General features: G+C 58.9%; 23 protein-coding genes. 10 read left to right on the top strand and 13 right to left on the bottom strand.

Translation table 11 applies throughout. The features are described from left to right. Positions 1-158: 158 nt before the first annotated feature. Complete coding sequence (locus KHU33_RS20785; protein WP_211466435.1) at positions 159-1,100, bottom strand: S1/P1 nuclease; 942 nt, start codon at positions 1,098-1,100, stop codon at positions 159-161. A gap of 519 nt (positions 1,101-1,619) precedes the next feature. On the opposite strand from KHU33_RS20785, the gene KHU33_RS20780 reads away from it, so the two are divergent. Both KHU33_RS20780 and KHU33_RS20775 read left to right on the top strand, forming a co-directional pair. After that, positions 1,620-2,270: an epoxyqueuosine reductase QueH gene (locus KHU33_RS20780; RefSeq protein WP_211466433.1), complete on the top strand. Its 651-nt coding sequence runs from the start codon at positions 1,620-1,622 to the stop codon at positions 2,268-2,270. After that, positions 2,270-2,491, top strand: coding sequence for a hypothetical protein (locus KHU33_RS20775; RefSeq protein WP_211466431.1), 222 nt, complete (start codon positions 2,270-2,272; stop codon positions 2,489-2,491). Before KHU33_RS20780 ends, KHU33_RS20775 begins: the two co-directional genes overlap by 1 nt. 16 nt (positions 2,492-2,507) lie before the next feature. Here the strand turns inward: KHU33_RS20775 and KHU33_RS20770 are convergent, their stop codons facing one another. The 3 genes from KHU33_RS20770 to KHU33_RS20760 are packed head-to-tail and all read right to left on the bottom strand — an operon-like array spanning position 2,508 to position 4,609. Then, positions 2,508-3,266: a molybdopterin-dependent oxidoreductase gene (locus KHU33_RS20770; RefSeq protein ID WP_211466429.1), complete on the bottom strand. Its 759-nt coding sequence runs from the start codon at positions 3,264-3,266 to the stop codon at positions 2,508-2,510. Then, positions 3,263-3,922: a cytochrome b/b6 domain-containing protein gene (locus KHU33_RS20765; RefSeq protein ID WP_211466427.1), complete on the bottom strand. Its 660-nt coding sequence runs from the start codon at positions 3,920-3,922 to the stop codon at positions 3,263-3,265. The genes KHU33_RS20770 and KHU33_RS20765 overlap by 4 nt, the downstream gene beginning before the upstream one ends. A gap of 54 nt (positions 3,923-3,976) precedes the next feature. Next, positions 3,977-4,609: a hypothetical protein gene (locus tag KHU33_RS20760; protein WP_211466425.1), complete on the bottom strand. Its 633-nt coding sequence runs from the start codon at positions 4,607-4,609 to the stop codon at positions 3,977-3,979. 140 nt (positions 4,610-4,749) lie between these two features. Between KHU33_RS20760 and KHU33_RS20755 the strand changes: the two genes are divergently transcribed. Further along, positions 4,750-5,430: a heavy metal response regulator transcription factor gene (locus tag KHU33_RS20755; RefSeq protein WP_211466423.1), complete on the top strand. Its 681-nt coding sequence runs from the start codon at positions 4,750-4,752 to the stop codon at positions 5,428-5,430. A gap of 20 nt (positions 5,431-5,450) precedes the next feature. Continuing rightward, on the top strand, positions 5,451-6,857 hold the full coding sequence (locus tag KHU33_RS20750) for a heavy metal sensor histidine kinase (RefSeq protein ID WP_211466421.1): 1,407 nt from the start codon (positions 5,451-5,453) through the stop codon (positions 6,855-6,857). Positions 6,858-6,893: 36 nt separating this feature from the next. Here the strand turns inward: KHU33_RS20750 and KHU33_RS20745 are convergent, their stop codons facing one another. Next, on the bottom strand, positions 6,894-7,379 hold the full coding sequence (locus KHU33_RS20745; protein ID WP_268907136.1) for a PhnD/SsuA/transferrin family substrate-binding protein: 486 nt from the start codon (positions 7,377-7,379) through the stop codon (positions 6,894-6,896). Positions 7,380-7,396: 17 nt separating this feature from the next. Continuing rightward, positions 7,397-8,710, bottom strand: coding sequence for a haloacid dehalogenase-like hydrolase (locus tag KHU33_RS20740; protein ID WP_211466419.1), 1,314 nt, complete (start codon positions 8,708-8,710; stop codon positions 7,397-7,399). Positions 8,711-9,008: 298 nt separating this feature from the next. On the opposite strand from KHU33_RS20740, the gene KHU33_RS20735 reads away from it, so the two are divergent. Then, positions 9,009-10,238 (top strand): geranylgeranyl reductase family protein, encoded by a 1,230-nt coding sequence (locus tag KHU33_RS20735; protein ID WP_211466417.1) that lies wholly within the window; start codon positions 9,009-9,011, stop codon positions 10,236-10,238. A gap of 43 nt (positions 10,239-10,281) precedes the next feature. Here the strand turns inward: KHU33_RS20735 and KHU33_RS20730 are convergent, their stop codons facing one another. Beyond that, on the bottom strand, positions 10,282-10,821 hold the full coding sequence (locus KHU33_RS20730) for a methylated-DNA--[protein]-cysteine S-methyltransferase (protein ID WP_211466415.1): 540 nt from the start codon (positions 10,819-10,821) through the stop codon (positions 10,282-10,284). Between the two features lie 218 nt (positions 10,822-11,039). Here KHU33_RS20730 and KHU33_RS20725 point away from each other — a divergent pair, with 218 nt between their 5' ends. Beyond that, the gene (locus KHU33_RS20725; protein WP_211466413.1) at positions 11,040-11,498 is read left to right on the top strand and encodes a (2Fe-2S)-binding protein; all 459 of its coding nucleotides are present in this window, start codon (positions 11,040-11,042) and stop codon (positions 11,496-11,498) included. A 10-nt stretch (positions 11,499-11,508) separates the two neighbouring features. Beyond that, positions 11,509-13,707: a xanthine dehydrogenase family protein molybdopterin-binding subunit gene (locus tag KHU33_RS20720; protein WP_211466411.1), complete on the top strand. Its 2,199-nt coding sequence runs from the start codon at positions 11,509-11,511 to the stop codon at positions 13,705-13,707. A gap of 82 nt (positions 13,708-13,789) precedes the next feature. Here the strand turns inward: KHU33_RS20720 and KHU33_RS20715 are convergent, their stop codons facing one another. Beyond that, positions 13,790-14,182: a hypothetical protein gene (locus tag KHU33_RS20715; protein ID WP_211466409.1), complete on the bottom strand. Its 393-nt coding sequence runs from the start codon at positions 14,180-14,182 to the stop codon at positions 13,790-13,792. Positions 14,183-14,276: 94 nt separating this feature from the next. Between KHU33_RS20715 and KHU33_RS20710 the strand changes: the two genes are divergently transcribed. After that, positions 14,277-15,908, top strand: a complete 1,632-nt coding sequence (locus KHU33_RS20710) for a YopJ family acetyltransferase (protein WP_211466407.1) — start codon at positions 14,277-14,279, stop codon at positions 15,906-15,908. 61 nt (positions 15,909-15,969) lie between these two features. Here KHU33_RS20710 and KHU33_RS20705 read toward each other — a convergent pair whose 3' ends face one another. Then, complete coding sequence (locus tag KHU33_RS20705; RefSeq protein ID WP_211466405.1) at positions 15,970-16,587, bottom strand: LysE family translocator; 618 nt, start codon at positions 16,585-16,587, stop codon at positions 15,970-15,972. Positions 16,588-16,659: 72 nt separating this feature from the next. Further along, positions 16,660-17,298 carry an FMN-binding negative transcriptional regulator gene (locus KHU33_RS20700; protein ID WP_211466403.1) on the bottom strand — a complete coding sequence of 213 codons (639 nt, stop codon included), beginning with the start codon at positions 17,296-17,298 and terminating at the stop codon, positions 16,660-16,662. 142 nt (positions 17,299-17,440) lie between these two features. Between KHU33_RS20700 and pdxR the strand changes: the two genes are divergently transcribed. Further along, positions 17,441-18,958, top strand: a complete 1,518-nt coding sequence (gene pdxR / locus KHU33_RS20695) for a MocR-like pyridoxine biosynthesis transcription factor PdxR (RefSeq protein ID WP_211466401.1) — start codon at positions 17,441-17,443, stop codon at positions 18,956-18,958. An 89-nt stretch (positions 18,959-19,047) separates the two neighbouring features. Here pdxR and KHU33_RS20690 read toward each other — a convergent pair whose 3' ends face one another. Next, positions 19,048-19,842, bottom strand: coding sequence for an SDR family NAD(P)-dependent oxidoreductase (locus KHU33_RS20690; RefSeq protein ID WP_211466399.1), 795 nt, complete (start codon positions 19,840-19,842; stop codon positions 19,048-19,050). 332 nt (positions 19,843-20,174) lie between these two features. Here KHU33_RS20690 and KHU33_RS20685 point away from each other — a divergent pair, with 332 nt between their 5' ends. Beyond that, positions 20,175-20,696 (top strand): PH domain-containing protein, encoded by a 522-nt coding sequence (locus KHU33_RS20685; protein ID WP_211466397.1) that lies wholly within the window; start codon positions 20,175-20,177, stop codon positions 20,694-20,696. Between the two features lie 772 nt (positions 20,697-21,468). On the opposite strand, the gene KHU33_RS20680 is transcribed toward KHU33_RS20685, so the two are convergent. After that, entirely contained in the window at positions 21,469-21,888 is a 420-nt protein-coding gene (locus KHU33_RS20680) for a hypothetical protein (protein ID WP_211466395.1), read from the bottom strand. Next, on the bottom strand, positions 21,863-22,335 hold a 473-nt coding region (locus KHU33_RS20675), incomplete at its 5' end, for a hypothetical protein (RefSeq protein ID WP_211466393.1). The genes KHU33_RS20675 and KHU33_RS20680, both read right to left, overlap by 26 nt.

The raw sequence follows: 22,335 nt of genomic DNA, 5'->3' as shown, positions 1-22,335 counted from the left end.
CAGCGCACGTTTTGTTTTGAACGCATCTCCCAAATCAACTGTTAACAGGCCCTAGGAAGATGTTGATGCAATCAATTGCGTCGTCCCCGCGAACGCGGGGATCCATTTTTAATGCTGCTCGGATTCCCGCATTCGCGGGAATGACGATAGTTTTAAGATTACTTTTTGCTGCCAAAGGGTGATGCAAGCACCGTTGCGCCGGTCGCCGCAGCGCCATTGCCCAAGGCGTCATTGAGGATTTTTGCCAGGCGCACGCCGGCCCGGCTCAATTGCGTGGCGACCACGCTGCGGGCGTTGCTGACATAACTCGCCGGCAGCCTGTATTTGCCGCTGGAATCCGGTGTCGGCAGCTTGCCGTAGACGTCGCTGCGGGCGATATCGAAAGCTTCCAGCGACCAGTCGCGCGGCGTCTGCTGCTGCCATTGCGTGATCTGGGCGCTGCTGATCTTGGCGATCAGTGCCGACGCCACCTGGTTCGGATCGGTCCCCAGCTTATTCACGAAAGCGGTATCCCAGTAAGCATGCAGCTTGCCCGCCGCGATGCCGCTGGCCGATACCGTCTCGTCGTTGCCGCCGCGGTCGCGGGAATCGCTGGAATGCAGCGGCTGATGCATGTCGCCGACGAAGTGCAGCAGGAATTGCAGCGCCAGCAGGCGTTCCGCCGGCGCGGTGTTCGGATCGCGCAATTCCAGGGCGAACTGATCGACTTTATCGACTACGCAATCCTGCGCCACACCGCCGGACGCCGGGGTGCCGGCCGGCAGGCTCGGGTGGCCGAAGCAGGCGGCGTCGATATCGCCGTCGCTGATTTGGGTATCGACAAAATGCCAGGCCGCGGTTTCGCGGTGGGCATTGCGGTACTTGTCGGCCCAGGTGGCCTCGGCCGCGATGTCGGTGGCGGTCAAGCCGCTGTTGTCGGTGGCCAGCATGCTGTCGACCTGGGCGCGCACATCGGCCGTGAGGTAATGATCGGCGATCAGGCCGACCACCATATGGCCTTGATCGCCCCAGGCCAGCGCGTTCGGTGTTGCCAGCATCAAAGGCGCGGCGCAAGCAACGCCGCTGACGAGTGAAAATAACAGCCGACGGTTTAATTTCATGGAAGACTCCATTCATAAAAGAATAAGGGGATAAAAATATTTCTTTTTTGCATTATTTTTCGGAATGTAGTCCTCATTTATTACCGCAGCATGTCATTTGAAAGGCACCTGCCAAGGTTGACAGGTCTCTGTATGAATTCCACTCATGCAAACTTGAGAGTTTGTCGCTTGACCCGGCAGGCCTGAATCGGGACACTAGAACTCATTGCATAAATATCCGTGAGATGCGTTCTTGCCAGAAGAGGCGCTGGCAAGGCGTGCGACGCGTCCAATAGCGAGCTATTGGCAAGGAGCACAACGCGGCCAGCGCCTCTTCTGGCAAGAACCCTTCGGGAACGGGCTATTTGGGCGTATTGCTGCGTTGCGCCGCTTGCCAAGGGAACCACCCTTGGCTGCCCGACGCGCCTTGCACTACCTCCCAAATAGCCGCGTTCGCACTCGCGGATATTTATGCAATGAGTTCTAGATAGTAAGCGCTGCCTCGTTTCGTCTGACAGCCGCATTCTTCTTATTTCGACCATGACCCAACGCCAGAAACTCGTCCTCCCAGGCGGGCACGACAAACTGTTATTGCATTCCTGTTGCGCGCCCTGTTCGGGCGAGGTGATGGAAGCCTTGCTCGCCAGCGAAATCGATTTTTCGATTTATTTCTACAATCCAAACATTCATCCGCAGCGCGAATACGAATTGCGCAAGAATGAAAACATCCGCTTCGCCGAGCAGCACGGCGTGCCGTTTGTCGACGCCGATTACGATCTGGATAACTGGTTTGCTCGCGCCCAAGGCATGGAAAACGAACCGGAGCGCGGCAAACGTTGCACCATGTGTTTCGATATGCGATTTGAACGCGCTGCGCTGTATGCCTACGAACACGGATTCCCGGTGATCAGCAGTTCGCTCGGGATTTCGCGCTGGAAAAACATGGAGCAGATCAACGACTGCGGCGCCCGCGCTGCGGCGCATTATCCCGGCATCACCTATTGGGACCACAACTGGCGCAAGCAGGGCGGATCGGCGCGCATGATTGAAATTTCGAAGCGCGAGAATTTCTACCAGCAGGAATACTGCGGCTGCGTCTACTCCCTGCGCGACAGCAATCGCTGGCGCAAGGAACAGGGGCGCGAACGGATCAAGATTTGCGAGAAGTTTTACGGCCAGGCGGAGGAGTAATGCATACTCATGCAAACAAAGCCGCCGAGCCCTGGCTGGCAGGCACAGCAGATCCGCAAGACAAATCCGGTCCGCTAACATCAGCCGACCGGCTGGCCAGCATGGAAAAATCGCTGGCCGCATTCATGCAAGCGCTGGCGCACGACGATGAAGAGACCGGCGCACCGCATCTGATGAACCAGCATCGCGGCTGCCCTTGCTGCACCGAACGCGGCGAATGAGATTTGCTTGGGTTTCCTAAGACCCGCTAAACCAGTTGTAGCCTTGATCTTCCCAATAGCCGCCGGGGTTTTCATTGGTGACGAAAATGGCGGCGATGTGTTTCGGATTCTTGAAACCCAGCTTGGTCGGCACCCGCAGTTTCAGCGGGTAGCCGTATTCGGTCGGCAAGGGCGACTGGCCAAAATCCAGCGCCAGCATGGTCTGCGGATGCAATGCGGTCGCCATGTCGATGCTGGAGTAATAGCGGTCGGCGCATTTGAAGCCGACATAGCGCGCCGTGGTATCGGCGCCGATATGGGCGAGGAAAGTGCGGAACGGCACGCCGCCCCACTGGCCGATGGCGCTCCAGCCCTCGATGCAGATATGCCGCGTGATCTGCGATACCTGCGGCAAGGCGCGCAGTTGCGCCAGGTTCCAGCTGCGCTTGTCGCGCACCAGGCCGGAGACTTCCAGCTTATAGGTGCCGCCATCGATTTCCGGCGCTGAATCGGCGTCATAGAAAGCGTTGAACGGAAACGGCTGGGTGATCATGCTGGCGGGATATGTCGGCGCCAGATGGCCGGGACGGAACAGCATGGCCTGCACCCGGTCGTTCCAGCGCGACATCGCCCACAACACCTTGTCGACCGTATCGCCATCCTGCAGATTGCAGCCGGACAGCATGGACAAGGCGCCCAGCGACAGGCCGGAACGCAGGAACAGGCGGCGTTGCAGCTGCACCAGTTCCGGCTGCAATTCGCGGTTGCTGGGCAATTCCTGTTTTTTATCTCTCATGTTTGCGGCCCATGTTTCAATTCATTCTTCCGGGCGCGCCCCGTCACCATCGGCAGCAAGGTGCCAGGCACGATCAGCACCAGCGCCAGATGGATCGCCACAAAGCCAACGATGCCGGCCATCGCAATGAAATGCACACGGCGCGCGACTTCGTAACCGCCGAACAGACCGACCAGGCTATCCAGTTGCACCGGTTTCCAGATCGACAGACCGGACACCACCACCAGCACGCCCAGCAGCAGCACGGCCATATACATCAGGCGCTGCACGGCGTTATAGACGCCGGCCTGGTGCGCCAGCTTGAAACTCAGCGCATCTTTCAAATCGCGCAGCAGATCGGCTACGCGCAACGGCAGGAAATGGCGGCGGAAATGGCCGCCCAGCACACCGTAGCCAAGATAGATCAAGCCGTTGACAAGCAGCAACCACATCGCCGCCAGATGCCAGGCAATCGCGCCGCCCAGCCAGCCGCCCAGGGTGGCCCATTTCGGGAAGGTGAAAGCGAACAGCGGCGAGGCGTTATAGATCGCCCAGCCGCTCATCACCATGCAGACGATGGCGAAGGCGTTGATCCAGTGGGTGGCGCGCACCGGCAGCGGATGAATCATGCGCCGTTGCGTGTGCTGCGGTTCAAGAGGATTTTCAGCGGTTGTCATGAGTACGCCTTGTAAAGAATGTGCGCGGGCGGCCAGGCCGCCCGCCCGGCTGCATTACATCGGCGGCACTACGCCATTCTTGCCGACCGCCGCACGCGCCACAACTTCGCTGCCGTCAGCGGCCTTGCTGACAAAAAACACACCGTGAGCGCCAGCCACCAGCAGGCTGCGGTCCCCCTTCTCCATGCTGACGATAGGCACGTCGGCCGGCACCACGATTTTCTTTTCGCCGTCAGGATACTTAACCGTGATAGTGCGGCCGCTGGTCACCACCACATCGCCCACGGTGCCGTTGGTCATGCTGCTTTTCTTGCCGAGGTCCCAGGCGTAATGGCCCTCGCCGACCTTCATGCCGGGCGGGAATACGTGCACTTCCAGCGCCTTCAGGCTGCCGTCGGGCAGCGGCACTGCCGCGGTACCGATGAAGCTATCCGATTTGATATCGCTGATCGCTGCGTGGCTGACCGCGAACAGCATCAGGTCAGGGGCCAGTTTCAGCGTCATTTTCTTGCCGCCCTTGGCGCTGACTTCGAGAGTGTCGGCGTTCACCTTGTCGATGGTGGCGCGCACCCGCACCACCGGTGCAGCAGCTGCAGTAGACTGCGCGACGGCGAGACCGCCGTAGGCCAGCAAAGCGGATGCTGCCAATGCCGGAACCAGCCGGCGCAGAAGTTGTGTAGTTTTCATGGAAACTGTCTCTATGGTTGCTGGGAAGCCCAGTCTAGGCTTGAGGCAGTGTCTTATCGGTGACATATGAATGACAATATTGTCATTCTTCGAGACGATCGAATTGATAGAATGGGCTGTATTTCAACCATGGGATCTGCATGGCAATCCTTGTTATCGAAGACGACCTCAAGACCGGCGACTATCTCAAAAAAGGTTTGCGCGAATCCGGCTATGCGGTCGATCTGGCGCGCAACGGCAGCGACGGCTTGCACATGGCCTTGCACAATCCCTACGATCTGGTGGTGCTGGACGTGATGCTGCCCGGCACCGACGGTTGGAAAATCATGGGCGCCTTGCGCGCCAAGCGCGATTTGCCGGTGATATTCCTGACCGCGCGCGACCACGTCAACGATCGCATACGCGGGCTGGAACTGGGCGCCGACGATTACCTGGTGAAACCGTTTTCCTTCACCGAACTGCTGTTGCGCATCCGCACGCTGTTACGGCGCGGGGTAGTGCGCGAGGCGCATGAGCTGGATTTCTTCCAGGTGGCCGATCTGCAGCTCGATCTGTTGCGCCGCAGGGTCACCCGCCAGGGCGTCGACATCGTCCTCACCAACAAGGAATTCCTGTTGCTGCATCTGCTGGTCAAGCGCAAAGGCGAAGCGCTGTCGCGCACCGTCATCGCATCGGAAGTGTGGGACATGAATTTCGACAGCGACACCAATGTGGTCGATGTCGCCATCAAGCGCCTGCGCGCCAAGATCGACAATCCCTTCGAACCTAAGCTGATACACACGGTGCGCAGCATCGGCTACATGTTTGCCGAGGATCCATGAGAATTTGGCGGATTTGGCGTATGTGGCGCAGCCAGTCGCTGACGGCGCGCGTGACTTTCCTGTTCGCGCTGATCGCCTGCGCGGTCGTGACCAGTCTCGGCATGTACCTGTATTCGTCGACCCGGCAGGCGCTGGAAACCCGCGCCGATTATTCCCTGATCGGCCGGGTCGAACACTTTCGCCGCCTGTTGCACGATCTGTACAACGTCAAGCAGATGGAAGACCGGCCAGCCTTGTTCGAGACCATGCTGGGCAGCGAACAGGATGTGCTGATGTTCGCTTATCCGGGCCAAGCGCCTTTCGTCCGCGTCAATCCCGACAACATGACGGCGCCGTCGATGACGCCGCAAAACCTCAACCAGCCGCTAACGCTGGCGGCGCTGCGCCCGGGTCAACGCACCGACGGCGTGCGGGTGCGCTGGGTCTCGGCGCTGGCCGAGATCGGCAGCGACGGCAGCACGGTGGTGATTACCGGCGCCCATGTGATGACGCAAGAGTCGCACATCCTGGCGCGCTATTACTGGCAAGTGATCGCAGCGGCGGCGGTTTCCGTGCTGCTGACGGCGCTGCTCGGCTTCCTGGTGCTCAAGCGCGGCTTTCTGCCGTTGACGGCGATGGCCGCGCGCGCCGCCGAAGTCAGCCCGACCAATATCGCGATACGTTTGCAGGAAGCCGATGCGCCGCAAGAGTTGCGGCGGCTGGCGGCTTCGTTCAATGCGATGCTGGACCGGCTGGCTGACGGTTATGAACATCTGTCGCAGTTTTCCGCCGATCTGGCGCATGAGATAAGGACCCCGATCGGCGCGCTGATGGGCCAGACTCAGGTGACTTTGGGCCAGGTGCGCAACGCCGCCGAATACCAGCAGGTGCTGGAATCGAATCTGGAAGAGTTACAGCGCCTGAGCCGGATTGTCGAAAACATCCTGTTCCTGGCGCATGCCGATCATGCCGGGCTGGTGGTGGAAAAAGCGCCGCTGGTGCTGGCCGACGAGTTGCACAAGATTGCCGACTATTTTGAAGGCGTGGCCGAAGAACGCGGCATTCGCCTGGAAGTCGACGCCAGCGGCAAGCTGCAGGCCAGCCCGGTCATGTGGCGGCGCGCCGTCAGCAATCTGGTGGTCAATGCGGTGCGCTATGCGGCGCCCGGCAGCACGGTGCGCTTGCGTGCGCGGCAGCAAGCGCAGGGGATGCGGATTGAAGTGGAAAACCAGGGCGATCCGATACCGCAAGAGCAGCTGGATCGGCTGTTCGACCGTTTTTACCGCGGCGACAAATCGCGCAGCGAATACACCGAATCGAATGGCCTCGGCCTGGCCATCGTGCGCGCCATCATGCTGGTGCATGGCGGCAGCGCGGATGTTGCGTGTTCACGCGAAGGGCTGATTTGCTTCAGCCTGGTTTTTCCGGGCGGCGCGGCAGATGCCTGAGCGTGCCTCTCTACCGCGCTGCATCAGAGGGAGCGCTTAGCGTATGCGCGCCATTTCCAGCGCCATGCTCAATTTGCCGAAACGCGCCGTAATATCTTCGAATGCCTTTTGCTTTTGCACCGTGCTCAGTTTGCTGTCGTACATATTGTTGCGCAACAGACCGAACATGGTGAGATCGGCGATCGGCTTCAGCTGGGCGTCGGTGGAGTGCTGGAAGCCGGACAGGTCGAGGATCTTTTGCAGCACGTCGGGTTGGCTGGCGGGATTTTTCGGTTTGCCGTAGGTGACGAAGAAATCTTCGATGCGGGCTTTGGCCGCGGCCGGCAGATCCTTGCGATACAGCAGCGGATCGTTAGGAATCAAGGGCGATGACCAGATCACCCGGACTTTGCTGAATTGCTCCGGCGATTCCTTTTTCAGGCGGTCCAGTTCTTCGGTATTGTTGGTCGCCACATCGACCTGGCCGTCGATTACCGCTTGCAGATTCTTCTTGTGATTGCCGATGGTGATTTTCTTGAACAGCCGCTCCGCGCAGGGCGTCAGCCGAGCAGGGTTTCGCCGGTTTTGCCGTACTTGATGCTGGCTTCCGACGGCATCCAGTTGCCGGTCGTCTCATTGCGGCCTTGCAGCAGGAAGCGCGGTGACTTGGCTGGGATCTGATCCGCCGCCAGCTTGGACAGGTCGCCGATCTTGCCCTTCTTCATGCGATTGACGATCATGCCCAATTGGGTATCGGCAAAATCGCGCAGCATGTCGTAATCGCCATCGCTATCGCCGGCGACGAAGATCGGTCCGTAGCCCTTGGCCGCCACCAGTTCCTGCTTGATGACTTCGGTTTTTCCCGGTCCCCAGTTGAGCGGCCAGCCAGCCTTGTACTTGTTGACGAATGCGCCGTTGGCGGTTTCCAGGCGCAGGCCGAGCACATGTTCGCGCTTGACGTTGTAGCCGTATTTGGGCGTCGTCGCAAACACTGCCACCACGTCTTCCAGCGAGGCCGAGCTGACGTAGACGTCGATCCCGCTTTGCTGGAAGGCGTCCATCAAGGTTGCAATCTCGGTGCACAAGCGAATCCCGTGGAAATGCGTCACGTTGACGATGCCTGCCTTGCCCGGCAGCGCCGCCGGGCTGGTGTACTTGGTCTTGACCAAGCCCAGGCCGAGGTTGTGATCGTTGGACGCCTCGGCCAGTTGCTGCACTTCCGCTACCGACATATTGGTGAAGAAATAAATCACCCACGGATAACCGACGTTGACGCCGTAGGTTTCGTTGACGGCTTCGTACAGGTAATACAGCTTGGCGCGGAAATCCTGGAACTGGGTGGTCTCGCGGATCTCTTCCAGTTTTTTGTTGCCCTTTAATTTTTCGTAGTTGTCGTACAGGTATTGATAGTCGTCATCGATGTCGGCGCAGATGTCTTCCAGCTCGACGGCCTTGCCGGCGGCGTTCTTGAAACTGGCGGCAAACGGCCCGGCCGGGACATTCTGGCGGATGATGGCGCCCAGTTCTTGCGGGCTCAGCTTGAACGACAGGGTATTGATCTGGTACATGAGCAACGCCTCTTCGGTATCGTTCATGATGCTGGTGTTATCCCAGTCGAATACCGCGTAAGGGCGGCGCCTGGGGTTGTAGCCGGCGCTGCTCTTGCCGTTGCGCGCCAGCAGCGCTTGCAGTTGCCGGTGATTGCGTTCGCCCCATTTGGCGCGGTCCAGCGACAGGCCGGCGCTCTTGCTGTCCTTGGCCAGCAGCTCCGTCGGCAGCGCCGTCGCCGCCAGCCCTGCCGCCAGGCCGCCGGTCAGCAGCGTGCGGCGTTTTTGCAGCATGGTTTTATCTTCCGGTTTTTTTACGCTTTTCATGGATACGGCCTCCCTGTGCCAGTTGAATTGTTTTGTCGCGCCCTGCTTCATACGTTTGTGCGCTGCACGAGCAGCCGAATACACTAGCATATTTCTAATTGGAAACATATATGAAAGATAAAGGAAAAACTCTATCCAGTGCGCGCGAGACGCATCCCGGCTGCTACCGAGACCGCCGTTTTTTGCTATGCTGACGATTCCGTCGGGCAAGATGGATTGCCACGGCCAGTGAGTGATCCAAACATTTGCGAGGCGCTGCTGATGAAGTCATCGGAAAGTCCAGATGTGAATCATTGTCTTGAAATTGGGGCGCCAGATGGCTTTGGGCGACACTCTCATGTCGCTTGACGCCGCCGGCATGGCCGATGTGCTGATCGTCGGCGCCGGGCCGGCCGGTTCGCATCTGGCTTACCTGTTGGCAGAGCAGGGTTTGCAGGTGACCATCATCGACAAGCAGGCTTTTCCGCGCGCCAAGGTATGCGGCGGCGGTTTGTCGCGCAAGGCGATGGACTTGCTCGGTTTCGATCTGGGGCCGGCGCTGCACCAGACAATCGGCGCCGCCATTCTCAATTACCGCAACCGCGACGCCATCATCAGGGAAATGCAACCGGCGGCGGCGTGCACCGTGGTCCGTAGCGAGTTCGACAAACTGCTGCTCGATCGCGCTTGCGCCAAGGGCGCGCGTTTTCTGGCCGAAACCGCGTTTGTCGATGCCACGGAGACGGCAGATGCAGTCAGCGTCATCACCAGCCGCGGTGTCTTGCGCTGCCGTTTGTTGCTGGCTGCCGATGGCGCCGCCAGCGCCGTGCGCAACAAACTGTTCGGCAAGGATCTGGTGGCTTACGTGCCGGCCATGGAAGCCATGCTGTGGCCGGCGGAAGGGATGCTGGAGCGCTTCGGTGCGCGCGCCCTGTTCGATTTCGACGGCATGCCAGGCGGCTACGGCTGGATCTTTCCCAAGCGCGATCATTTTAATGTGGGTGTGTACTCACCGTTCGGCGGCGCCTCGCTGCGCCGGCATCTGGACCGTTTCACGGCGGCATACGCCAGCTTGCAGCAGCCGCTGCGGGTTGAATACCAGGGCTACATCATCCCGCTGGAAAACCGCCGCAAGCTGTTTCAGCGCGGCCGGGTCTGGCTGCTGGGCGACGCGGCTGGCCTCGCCGAAGCCTTGTTCGGCGAAGGGATTTATTTTGCGCTGAAGAGCGCCAGCATCGCCGCCCGGGCGATTGCGGCAGATGGTGCCGGTTGCTTGATACGCGCCGATTCCGCGTTATACAGCCAGCTGCTGCGCCGCGAACTGCTGCCTGAATTGCGCGCCGCCGCCTGGATGGCGCGCCTGATCTATCGGTTTCCGAAACTGGCTTTTTCTCATCTGGTGCTGAACCAGCGCATCAACCATGATTTCGCCGGTTTGATCAGCGGCCAGATGGGCTACCGCCATTGCCTGTTCAAAACCGCAGTCGGCTTTCCGCGCTGGCTGCTGCCGAGCAAGGCGCCGGAGCGCGGAGTCAAGAGTTCCTATTAAGCGAGTAGAAACCCGAGCTGAAAAACGAGGTGAACCAGCCGCATTAAAAACCAGGCAAGCGCAGACTTTCCAGATCGCCGGCTTCGGCCCGTTCGTGACCGAGCAGCCAGGCTTTGCGTTCCAGGCCCCCGGCAAAACCGGTCAGCTTGCCATTGGCGCCCACCACGCGGTGGCAGGGGACGATGATGGCGATCGGATTGGTGGCGTTGGCGCTGCCTACCGCACGTGCGGCGCCAGGGTGTTCGCCCAGTTGCAAGGCGAGCTTGCCGTAGGTGGTCATCCGCGCCGGCGGAATCTGGCGCAATGCGGCCCATACGCGGTGCTGGAAATCGGTGCCGTTGGTGGCGACCTGGATATCTTTCAGCGCATCCAGTTCGCCCGCGAAATAACGTTGCAGGGCCGGCTCGGCGCTGGATGGAGAAGTGGCGTCGCTCAGGTTGTAATGGCCGTAGTGCGTCGTCAACAGGCTGCGCATGCGTGTTTCGTAATCGTCGAAATCCAGTGCGCGCACGCGATCCTGGGTATCGGTGACCAGCAGGATGACGCCGATGGGCGATGCGATCCGATGCAGAAATAAATTCATGGTGGTAATCTCGTCAGATAGTAGAGCGCAGTTTATCGGCAGCGGCAGTTCCATGCACTCCGCTGCTTGCTCTCAAATTCGGAAAACGATAGTGTAAAGGCGAAGTCATCTTTGTTTTTTATATTTCGCTGTCTATAGTAAGGAAGCGTAAGGAAGCCGCGATATAGCGTCATGGCAACTAGCGCAGCATCAGCCTCAACCCTTTTGGAGAAATCGCAATGATTAGCCTTCAGGTGAATGGCCTTAACGTAGAAGTCGACGTCGCGGAAGATACGCCCTTGTTGTGGGTGCTGCGCGAAAATCTCAAATTGACCGGCAGCAAATTCGGCTGCGGCATCGCCGCCTGCGGTGCTTGCACCGTGCATGTGGGCGGCAACGCGGTGCGCTCCTGTTCCTATCCTGTATCGGCAGTCGGCCAGCAGCCGGTGACCACCATCGAAGCGGTCGCCGCCGATCCGGTCGGCAAGGCGGTGCAAGCGGCCTGGATCAAACACGATGTGCCGCAATGCGGCTATTGCCAAAGCGGGCAAGTGATGACCGCGGTGGATTTCCTCAAAAAGAAACGCCATCCGAGCGAGGCCGAAGTGGTCGCCGCCATGGGCGGCAATCTGTGCCGCTGCGGCGCCTACCAGCGCATCAAGGCGGCGGTGCTGGATGCCTCTACATCGTTGACATAAGGATGCCATCATGTCCACCGAACCCCTGGCGGCAAATCCAATGCCGCTGAAAAAATCGCGCCGGGAATTCCTGAAAGCCTCCGCCGTCAGCGGCGCCGGGCTGGTTCTCGGTTTCTTTATTCCAGGCTTGGGACGGGTCGCCGGCGCCCAGGCTGCCGCCGCTAAAATCTATCAGCCGAACGCCTTCTTGCGGGTCGGGCCGGACAATAGCGTGGTGGTGCAGGTGTCCAAAGTGGATATCGGCCAAGGCACCATGACCGCGCTGCCGATGCTGCTGGCCGAGGAACTGGATTGCGACTGGGCCAATGTGCGGGCCGAACTGGCGAAGGGCGAAGACGTATTCCGCGATCCCGCATACGGCATGCAGATGGTCGGCGGCTCTACCAGCATCGCCCACACTTTCCAGCAATACCGCGAGGTCGGCGCGCGCGCCCGCAGCATGCTGGTGGCCGCCGCCGCCAGCCAATGGAAGGTCGATCCGGCCAAATGCAAAACCGCGGCGGGCGTCATCACCGGCCCGCGCGGCCAGCGCCTGACTTACGGTGCGGTAGCCAATGCGGCGATGGCGCTGCCGGTGCCGGACAAGGTGCGGCTGAAAGATCCCAAGCAGTTCACCATCATCGGCAAGGCGACGCCGCGGCTGGATACACTCGCCAAGTCCAGCGGCCAGCAGAAATTCGGCATCGACGTCGATCTGCCCGGCATGAAAGTAGCGATGCTGGCCAGGGCCGTGCCGTGGGGCGCCAAGATCGCCAAGCTGGACGACAGCGCGGCCAAGGCGATACCCGGCGTGCGCAAGATCTTCACGATTCCCGGCATCCGCGGCGGCCAGAGCGTGGTGGTGGTGGCAGACGGCTACTGGATCGCCAAGAAAGCCCGCGATGCGCTCAACATCGAGTGGGATGTGAGCGGGGTGGAGCAAGTCAGCTCGGAACAGCTGTTCGCAACTTACCGCGAAGCGGTGATGAAACCCGGCACGCCGGCGGCCAAAGCAGATGTCTCCGCTTTAGCCGCTGCGCCCAAGATCATCGACGCCATTTTCGAGTTTCCCTATCTGGCGCATACGCCGATGGAGCCGCTCAACATGACCGTGCATTTCACCGGCGAGGCTTGCACCGTGTGGGCGGGTTCGCAGTTCCAGTCGATGGACCGGCAGGCGATAGCCAAGGTGCTGGCGATCCCCGTCGGCAAGGTCGAGTTCAACACCATGATGGCGGGCGGCGGGTTCGGCCGGCGCGCCATGCCGGAATCCGAGAATGCGGTGGAGGCGGCGTATGTGGCCAAGGCCATGCGCGGCACGCCGGTCAAGATCATGTATTCGCGCGAGGACGATATCAAGAGCGGCTATTACCGGCCGATGCATGTGCACCGGGTCCGCATCGGTTACGACCGGCGCGGCAAGATCGCGGCCTGGGAGCACGTGATTGCCGGCCAGTCGATCCTGACCGGCAGCCCGTTCGAATCGTTCATGGTCAAGGACGGCGTCGACGGCACCATGACCGAAGGCGTGCTGGAGTCGCACTATGCGATTCCGAACCTGGCGCTATCGGTGCACAACATGAAGGTCAACGTGCCGGTGCTGTGGTATCGCTCGGTGGGCCATGGCCACAACGCCTTTGTCATGGAAACCCTGGTCGACGAAATCGCCAGATCGGTAGGGCGCGATCCGGTCGAGTACAGAAGCAGCCTGTTCGACAAGTCGGCCGGCCGCAGCAGGCTGGCGCTGCAACTGGCGGTGGCCCGCTCCGGCTACGGCAAACGCAAGCTGCCTGCCGGCCAGGCCTGGGGCGTCGCCGTGCATCACGGCTTCAACACCTCGGTGGCCTATGTGGTGGAAGTCTCGTTGCACGAAGGCCGGCCGCAGGTGCATCGGGTGACCGCCGGGGTCCATTGCAATATGGCGATCAACCCGCGCACCATCGAAGCGCAAATCCAGGGCGGCGCGGTGTTCGGCTTATCCGCCACCTTGCCCGGCAATCAGATCACGTTGAAAAACGGCGTGGTGCAGCAATCCAATTTTTCCGATTACACGCCGGCGTTTATGGGCAGTTGCCCGGTGGTCGACGTGCATCTGGTGCCCAGCGCCGATACCCCGACCGGCGTCGGCGAGCCGCCGGTGCCGCCGATTGCGCCGGCCATTGCTAACGCCGTTGCTGCGCTGACCGGCAAGCGTTTGCGCAAGTTGCCGTTCGATGCGATATCGACATGATCCGAGGGGGCTGAGGGTTTGTGCTTTTCGTTGTTGATCCTGGCCCCATAGTCACAGGCATAGTCATAGTCGCTGTGCGCCATTAGCCGGGGTGCGAAGAAACGATAAATTGTTCGAAGCCTGCGTTCGCGTCCAGCGGCATCTCTTCGCTCTTGCAAGCCTGGCAACCGCCGATGCCCATGAGAATAGCAATTTTTGGGCTTGGCACTGCGATGAAGGCAACGACTACACCGGGCTGGGGCTCAGTATCTTTCGACCAGGCACCAATTTCAAACAAAGATGCAGACCCCCGCGGCGTTGCAACGCCCGCCACAGAGGGTGCTGCGCGAGCAACACCCCGCCCCGCCCCGCAATCGCCGTTAAGCGGCCTGCGCTCATGGTCGGCAACGACGCCTGGTGAAGCAACGGCGACAAGCCGTGGATCGGCCAGCAGCGCGAAGCGCCGGGCGCCGCCGGGCAAGCCTGCATCATCCATACTATCCGGCCAGCGGCCGGCACGGCTGCTCACCCGGACAGACGCGCTGGCCGCAATGGCAAGCGCGCCTGACATCCGCGAGCGGATTGCCGACATGAAAGGCTATCTCGCGGACTTGCACGTCGCCTATGCGGCGAAGGTCGAACTGCGGCCATCGAAGAACCGCGATGCACAATTTTTGGATCTGCTGGTTGCGGTGGAAAATGCGCGTGATCCCACGCTCAATTTAAGCTCTCATGCCATCGACTACAAGCGTCTCAGCAAGGGAGACGATCCCTCCGCAGCCATTGATCTCGCGCGTCGACTGGTTGCCGGGATGCACAAGCCCGATGCCTGGCACGCCATCGTCAGCATGAACGGGTTCGAGGTCGCGCTCTCGGCAAAGCATGACCCGAAGCGGCCCATGCATGTGTCGCTCGTCGTTGTAAGCAGCGCGCACGAGGAACCAAGAGATTGGAAGATGGTCGCAAGTACGCTCGTCGATCACCTGAACGAAGCGTTGGACGAAGCCGGCAAGCCGCGCCAGGCGAAGGTTCTGGTCGATTACCTGAATACCTCACTTCAGAAGACCAATGAAGGCAGCGCCATTTTCGCGATCGCGGCCGCAAGAGAAATGCCCGGAGACCCCGGCATCGACCAGCTACACGAGGATGCGCTGACCCAGGCAGCCGTTGAACCCAGGGATTTTACCGTGCACGAGCACAGCGGCGACAAGCTCCTCGGGCCGCGCTTCTTCAAGCACATGACGCTGAAATCCAGTATGGATGCACTGCTGAAGGCGCGTCCCGGTCTGAAAGACGAGCCGATCAATAAACAGCAGCAGACGCTGGGTGAACGGCAAAGGGATCATCTTGTCGAGCACAAACCGTCCTCCCACCTTTCTCTTCCTTTTACTTACAGCGGCTCTTACGAAAAGAAGCGTCTCAACATGTACGAGCAGGCGATACGGCATATCGCAACCGTGGCAGCCCCTGCAATCGTTGCTGCGCAGGTCAAGGAAATGGGGGCTTACCTGCACGATCTGCGGCGCGCTTACAAGGGAAAGGCCGCACTGCCGGCGCCGCGCGATGCCGAGTTCCTCGACTTGCTCGTCGCCGTAGAAAATGCGATGGACCCGCAACTGCGCCTGTCCGCACATAAGATAGACGTGCCGAAGCTCGCGGAACGGAATAGCGCTGCAATAGCGGATTTATCGGGTTTCCTTGCAGAAGGCGTGCGCAACGGCGCCGGCTGGCAAGCGACACTCGATTTCGACGGTCATCATGCCGCGCTTTCCGCCCGCCACAATCCGGCAAACACCGCGCATGTCTCCATTGCGGTACTCAATGGCACAGGATCGCCGTTGCCGCGCGAGCACTGGCAAAACCTGTCCCTTGTGCTCGATCAACGCTTGCAGCAGATATTGCATGACACTGGCGATACCCGCCCAAGCAAGCTTTGGGTGACGTATTTCAGCAGCCCGGCCCTTGCTCCAGACAGCGCGCTGTCCACGCTGCTGGCGGCTATCGGCATGAAAGATGACCCGCGCGTGGCGCAATTGCATAGCGAAGCACTGGTTCAAGTCGCAAAAGAACCCGGCACTGCCGCCTTGCTCTATCTGAAGGACGAGGGCGATCCGCTGATCGAACCAGCAGAGGATGGCGACGATGATCTGCTGATCGACCAAATTGAGATGTACCGCGCTGCAATCGGCCATTTCGAGCGTTCGCTGGCGTCGAACTCCTGATCTTGGATATCGCGTCCCGGACAAGCCCGCTGTAGCAGATCGGTGCAGGTGCAACGGAGGGTTAGGCCTCACGCCCCGCTAGCGCCAAGGAGGCGCCCAGCCCCAGCATTGTGACGCCTGACACCTTGGTGAGTAGCCGAGCGCGGGCGGCGCGCGCGATGCCTGACTTGAGTAAGCGATCAGCCGCGAAAACCGCGATGACGTCGACCGCCGTGTTAAGGGTGACGCAAATGCTTCCAAGTATCACCAACTGCGGGGCCAAGGGTTCGCCTGGCAAGACAAACTGAGACAGAAACGCCAGAAAGAAAAGCGCGGTCTTGACGTTTAACGCCTCAACAATGATTCCCTCGCACAGTGAACGGCGCGCTCCCTGAGATGTAACGGGCTCCACCGTGAGCGCCTGATCCTTGCGCAGAAGCAGGCGCATGCCCATGTAGACGAGATAGGCGGCGCCAAGGTACTTGACCAGGTTGTAGGCCACGGCGGACTGGGCAACTATCAGGGACAGGCCGAGCGCCGCCGCGAAAACGTGGAGCATGCCGCCGATCCCGGTGCCGAAGCACGAGGCCAAGCCTTCTGCGCGGCCGCCGGCGACCGTACGGGCGACGACGTAAGCGATGCCCGGACCAGGGGTGACGGCAAGGACCACGGCGGCGATAACGAAGGCAGGGAATGACATGGCGTTGGTGTCTTTCAGGTGAGGGCCAGCGTCGGCTGACCTGCGAGGTCTAACGGCAAAGAGGTAGAAAATTCATGCCGGCTTGGCGTCAGCACAAGCCAGCATGGCATCGCCGATCAACCGATCGCCTTGGGCCTTGAGCGTCTCGCCGGCGCCGCGGATGTCACGAACTTCCTTGTTCTGGCTCAGTTTTGACTTGCCGACAAGGCGCGTGATTTCAATCTCCAGACCCACGATGGCCATAAGCATCGTGTCGATGTCCTCCTTGGCGCTGTCCGTCATCTTCCATGGCGCCGGCTGCGACGCTTCATGGGTGCGGGTCAGGCGGGCAACCACGCCGCGCACGAAGCGCTCGTCGTCGCGGATGGTGATGCGTCCGTAGGCATGGGCCACCATGTAATTCCAGGTGGGTACCTGCTTGTGGAACTCGTGCTTGGACGGATACCAAGTGGGCGAAACATACGCATCGGCGGCCCGAAACACCACCAGTACCTCGTCGCCGTCGGATACATCCTTCCACACCGGGTTGGCGCGCGCCACATGGGCATGCAGCACGCCCATCTCGCCCTGCCGGGGATCGAGTTCGAAAGGAATATGGTTGGCATCTAGCCCACTTGCGCCATGCGTGATCAGTATTCCAAAAGGATGTTGCTGGATGAGGTCGTACAGCACTTCTGTACGAGACTCATCGAAATGGGTGGGTACATACATATCGCTTCTCCCGGTCTTAACCCTGATTGAAACGCTCATGCCTTTGCAGGCAGTGCTGACGCGTTATCCGACATGGATTATGGCTATTTTCTGGATTACTATGTAGGTCCACAATTAATCAATTTCAGTAGGCCAGAATCGTATGCCACGACGTCCCCAGGCTGTGGAATTGCCGCCCATTAGCGGCTTGGACCGTACCAGCGGGCATCTTGCCCGCCAATTGACGCACGCTCTGCGCGAGGCAATACGTAGCGGCAACTTGAAGCCTGGCGATCTTCTGCCTTCGACCCGTCAGCTAGCCGGCGCGCTCGATATCGCGCGCGGCACCGTCCTGGAGGCGTACGAACAACTGATCGCCGAGGGATTTCTCGATGCACAACCAAGGGCGGGCACTCGAGTTGCTTCCGCGTTGGCCCAATCGCAGTCCGCTGCCAGCGCTTCGCAAAAGCCGGCGGCAAACGCGACGCCCGCTTCACTTCCGGCGCCCGCAGCCGCCTTCGCCAAAGTCGCGGAGCAATTCAAGCCGCTCCCGCCGGTACCCTTTGCCGTTTCCGTTCCCACCGGCCCGGCAGCGCCCGATGAAACGTGGCGACGACTCGGCAACCGCATCCGCGCCCGAGGACCAGGCGCGCCCTCGGGCTATGACGATCCGCAAGGCGTCAAGGCCCTGCGGGAAGCCGTGGCTGAGTACGTGCGGAGGTCGCGCTCGGTGCAGTGCAGCGCTGAACAAGTCATCATCACGACGGGAACCCAGCAAGGGTTGTACGTCGCCTGCCAAGTGCTGCTGGGCGCCACCGACATCGCGTGGGTGGAAGACCCCGCCTATCGGGGCATTACGGGAATTCTCGAAAACACAGGGCGGCAGGGTCGCATGGTGCGCGTTCCAGTTGACGATGCCGGCATCGACGTCGACGCCGGCGTGGCAATGGCAAACGATGCGCGCGCTGCATTCGTCACGCCTTCGCATCAATATCCGTTGGGAATGCCGATGAGCATGGGGCGCAGGAATGCGCTGCTGGCTTGGGCGCGGAAGAACGGCGCCTGGATCGTAGAGGACGACTACGACAGCGAACTGCGCTATGCCGGCCATCCGTTTCCTTCACTGCAGGGGCTGGCGCCGGATCGCGTGGTCTACCTTGGCACCTTCAGCAAGATCCTGTTTCCGTCGCTGCGCCTTGGCTATGCCATCGTTCCTGACGCTTTGGTCCCCGCCTTCTGCGGTGCGCGCGTACTGATGGACAGACATACGCCAAGCGCCGACCAGCACGTCCTCGCCGCTTTCATCACCGAAGGTCATCTGGATCGGCATATCCGGCGCATTCGCGGTGTGTACGCTGACCGGCGAAGCCAGCTGGTAGGCATGCTCGATCGATGGATTCCCAAGGATCTTGGATGGCTGCAGCCAAGCGATCAGGGCATGCACCTGGTGCTTTGGCTGGCGCGCGGTATCGATGACGTCCTGCTGGCGTCACGCGCCGTGGAGGCTGGAGTCGCCGTGCGTGCAGTGTCTCCAATGTATTCGGAGGGCAATGGCCGCTCCGGACTCGTCCTCGGTTTAGGTGGATTCAGCAACGCGCAGATGGAGGCGGCCGTTCGGATCCTTGCTGCCATCATCATGTCGATGAGAAAGACCAAGCCGCGCATGCAGACTACTTCGTGAAGGCTTCTTCCACGCAGCTTCAGTGCCGGGACAGTCTGGGCAGTTGCCCGGTGGTCGACCTGCTCATGTGCTCATAGCCGCTGCGTAAATCATGCCGACTTCGACGGCTGCCCATACCCGGCGTCGATCACCAATTCGCTGCCGCTGGTAAAGCGGCTGGCGTCCGACACCAGATACAAAACCGCCGCCGCGACATCGGTAGCGGAACCCTTGCCCGCGAGCATTTGCATCTCAGCCCTGTCGGTCAATTCCTGGGTCAGGTCGCCCTGCTCGCGCTTGGCCGCCGCCAGCGCGGGCGGGCGCGCCAAGCCGGGGTGGATGGAATTGACGCGGATGTTGCACGAGGCGTAGCGCATCGCATTCAGGTTAGCCATGCGCAGCGCCGCTTTCGCTGCATGATCGGCCGCATCCTGCCGCTCGCCAGCCATGCAGCACAAGGACAGCACATTGACGATGGAACCGCCGCCGGCCCGCACCATGGCGGTCAGTACATGCTTGCTGCACGAGATGCTGCCGCCGACATTGGCCTGCATCGCCCTCTCCCATTGCCGCAGCGGCAGACCTTCCGCGTAGGGATTGTCGGCATCGACGCCGGCGCTGTTGATCAGGATATCGATGCGGCCGAAATGCGCCTCGACCGCAGCCACCACCCTTTGCACCGCAGCGCCGTCGCTGACATCCAGTTTCCAGAATTTCGCCTTGCCCCGTCCGCTACTGAGCAGGCCGGCGACGGCGCGCCCCTCGCCCTCGCGCACATCCAGAATCGCCAGACGCGCCCCGGCGGCGGACAGCGCGCAAGCGATATGCAGCGCCATGCCGCGTGCTGCACCGGTGATCAGGGCGACTTTGTTTTTGAGGGGGAAGTAATTTGAAAGTTGATTCATTGTGACTACCCTATTTGGCAATTCGATGAAACGAGTTTATCTCTTTCTAAATTAGCAATCACTTGATAAAATATTTAGTAAATACTAAAGCGGAGGAACCGGGTAGGAGTTCGCTGAAAATCATTGAGATAAATGATTCGAGTCAGACTTTGTCCGTAAAACAAAAAAGCGATAAAGAAAACGATGAGTTGGATGACTTGATTGAGCTAGCTGTTTTGTATAGAAAGGCGGGCAATGCGGCGAGGGTCAGCTAATGAAATATGCCCGTGCCCTTGAAGGCAGCGCAAAACGCAAGAGTGACGACGCAGAATGACAAGGTGAGGTACTCAAACTTGAACGAAATTTTTGTACTGTCCCCTCCCAGCCTGAAAGCCGGTGTGGTTTTCTTTATTTTGGCTTTTTTAATTCCAGTCGGCGTATTGGGTTTTGCCTTTGTATTTTCCGGAACAGGTGTCCCGGTTCGAACAGCTACGTTGATCTTGATTGCAGCACTAATACCATTCATCGCAATATCTTGGAGTGCCTTCTCACGAAGGTCGCTAGAAATCAATAGCCATGAAATTATTGTGAAGGCGGCTTTTTATACTACGCGAATTAGTCGTAGCGACATCAGATCTGACGCACGGGTGGTAGATCTGGGAAACCAATCGGCAATAAATATTGCTTCGAGAGTAAATGGCATTGGCCTTCCCGGATATCAGGCCGGGTGGTTTTCACTTAAAAATGGCAGGGGAGTTTTTTGTTCGGTAACCGACAAAACAGCTTTATATATACCAACAACTAAAAACTTTGACCTCATCCTGAGCTTACCCAATTCAAACAAGGTGTTAGATCGATTAAAGAATGCTCAATGATGATCGAATCGATAGGTGTGTAACTGTAGTTTCGAGTAACGTCCCTGTCGGAAAGATTTTACGAGCATTTTATGCATGGTAGGCAGGAGGAACTCGTGGATTGCAGGCGTCTTCCGCCGTTGCGTCATTCCCGCGAACGCGGGAATCCATTTTCACCGCCATACTCAGCAACCTGGATTCCCGCGTTCGCGGGAATGACGGGGCTGCCATATGGGGGAATTGCTCCTAACTGAACGGCATTACACTCAATGGTGTCCAGTTGAATTCTGGTTGAATGAATTTCACTCGGCGACAAACGTAACGCTCTCGATCAAGCCATCAAGCAGACGGTCCGGATCATAAGTCACCGTTTCATCGAGTTCTGTGTCTGTGAGCGCTGTTGGATTGGTGTTCGTGGTCATGTGGGTTCCTTGTAGTAAGCGAGGGACGGCTGTTCAGTTATATGCCATTATTCGCAACGCTAAGGAATACCCCCTCCGGAATACTAGCGTTACGAATCGCAATTAAATTTTCATCACGAGGACTCATGATGAAATCTTTTACGTAATATCCTTCAACGTAGCGACTTTCCAGCGAAATGTCATCGCAGCACCATCTGTCAGGATCGACCCCAATTGCATTAAATTTCGAGTTGAACGGAAACAACCTATATTCGTGCCAAAACTGACTATCCACGTCAAAACGCCAATAGTTCAAATCCGCTATACGCTCGCCATTCAAGCAGAGCCACCAACCGAAAATTCGACCAAAATCTGTTCTTTGGTGCGAACTATCAAGGGCCTTTTTTCGATGAAACATCACAGCCCTCATCACCGGGTGAAGCAACAGGAACAGGTACTTTCCAATTCTTTTCGTACTTATCTGCCGTTTTTTCACAAATTACCCAGACACTTTTGTTAGAAAGCCCGCGGTCTTTTGGTGCCCACATTGTTTTGAGGGGAACGATGCATCTCGACACCACAAATTTTAAATTGGGATCACCGGCCTCCCACCTAGTGTGATTTTTTTCATTCTCCTGTTTTACAAATTTTCTCGCCTCCTCGCGTATCTCATAAAGGCCATGATTGGTAGCATTGGTATGAGCGTCTTCGATGCCGCGATAGAAGTCTTGAGAAAAACACGGAAACGAAAATAAGGAGAGAGAAATGAACAGCAATTGGAAACTGTTATTCAATGGTGACTGTACCGACATATTTTCCGTCCTTGTCCGTTCGATTGGCGATTAAATAAAGGTACAGAGGATTCCACATCTTAAGCTCGTACATTGTTACGCAGCCCTCAGATAAATGCCCCACATGCACAAAATTACTGTTCTGGGTCGCGGGATTTTCAATTGGGAACCAAACAGTATCGTGCTTTAAATCTGGATATCCGCCGGGCCTGGTACGATAAAAGCCCGTCATTCCTTGATCTTTGGGATAGTCTGGGGCCAGAATCTTAAATGTACCTCTTGGCAACGGCTTGGATTGGAGCGTTTGATGATAGTTCGGGCTTAGCTTGTTTTCCTCATAAAACGGAACATCTGAATCTAACGTAATCGTCGCTGTCTGTCCGTTAAAGGTTAACGTAGCCCATAGCTGATTCAGCACTCTTCCATCATTTCTTACAACCGAAGCCATCGGTTTGCGCCCAATGATTT

The sequence above is a fragment of the Collimonas silvisoli genome (genome assembly GCF_018305005.1).
Lineage (GTDB): Bacteria > Pseudomonadota > Gammaproteobacteria > Burkholderiales > Burkholderiaceae_D > Collimonas > Collimonas silvisoli.
This window is presented reverse-complemented; position numbering and strand designations above follow the sequence as displayed.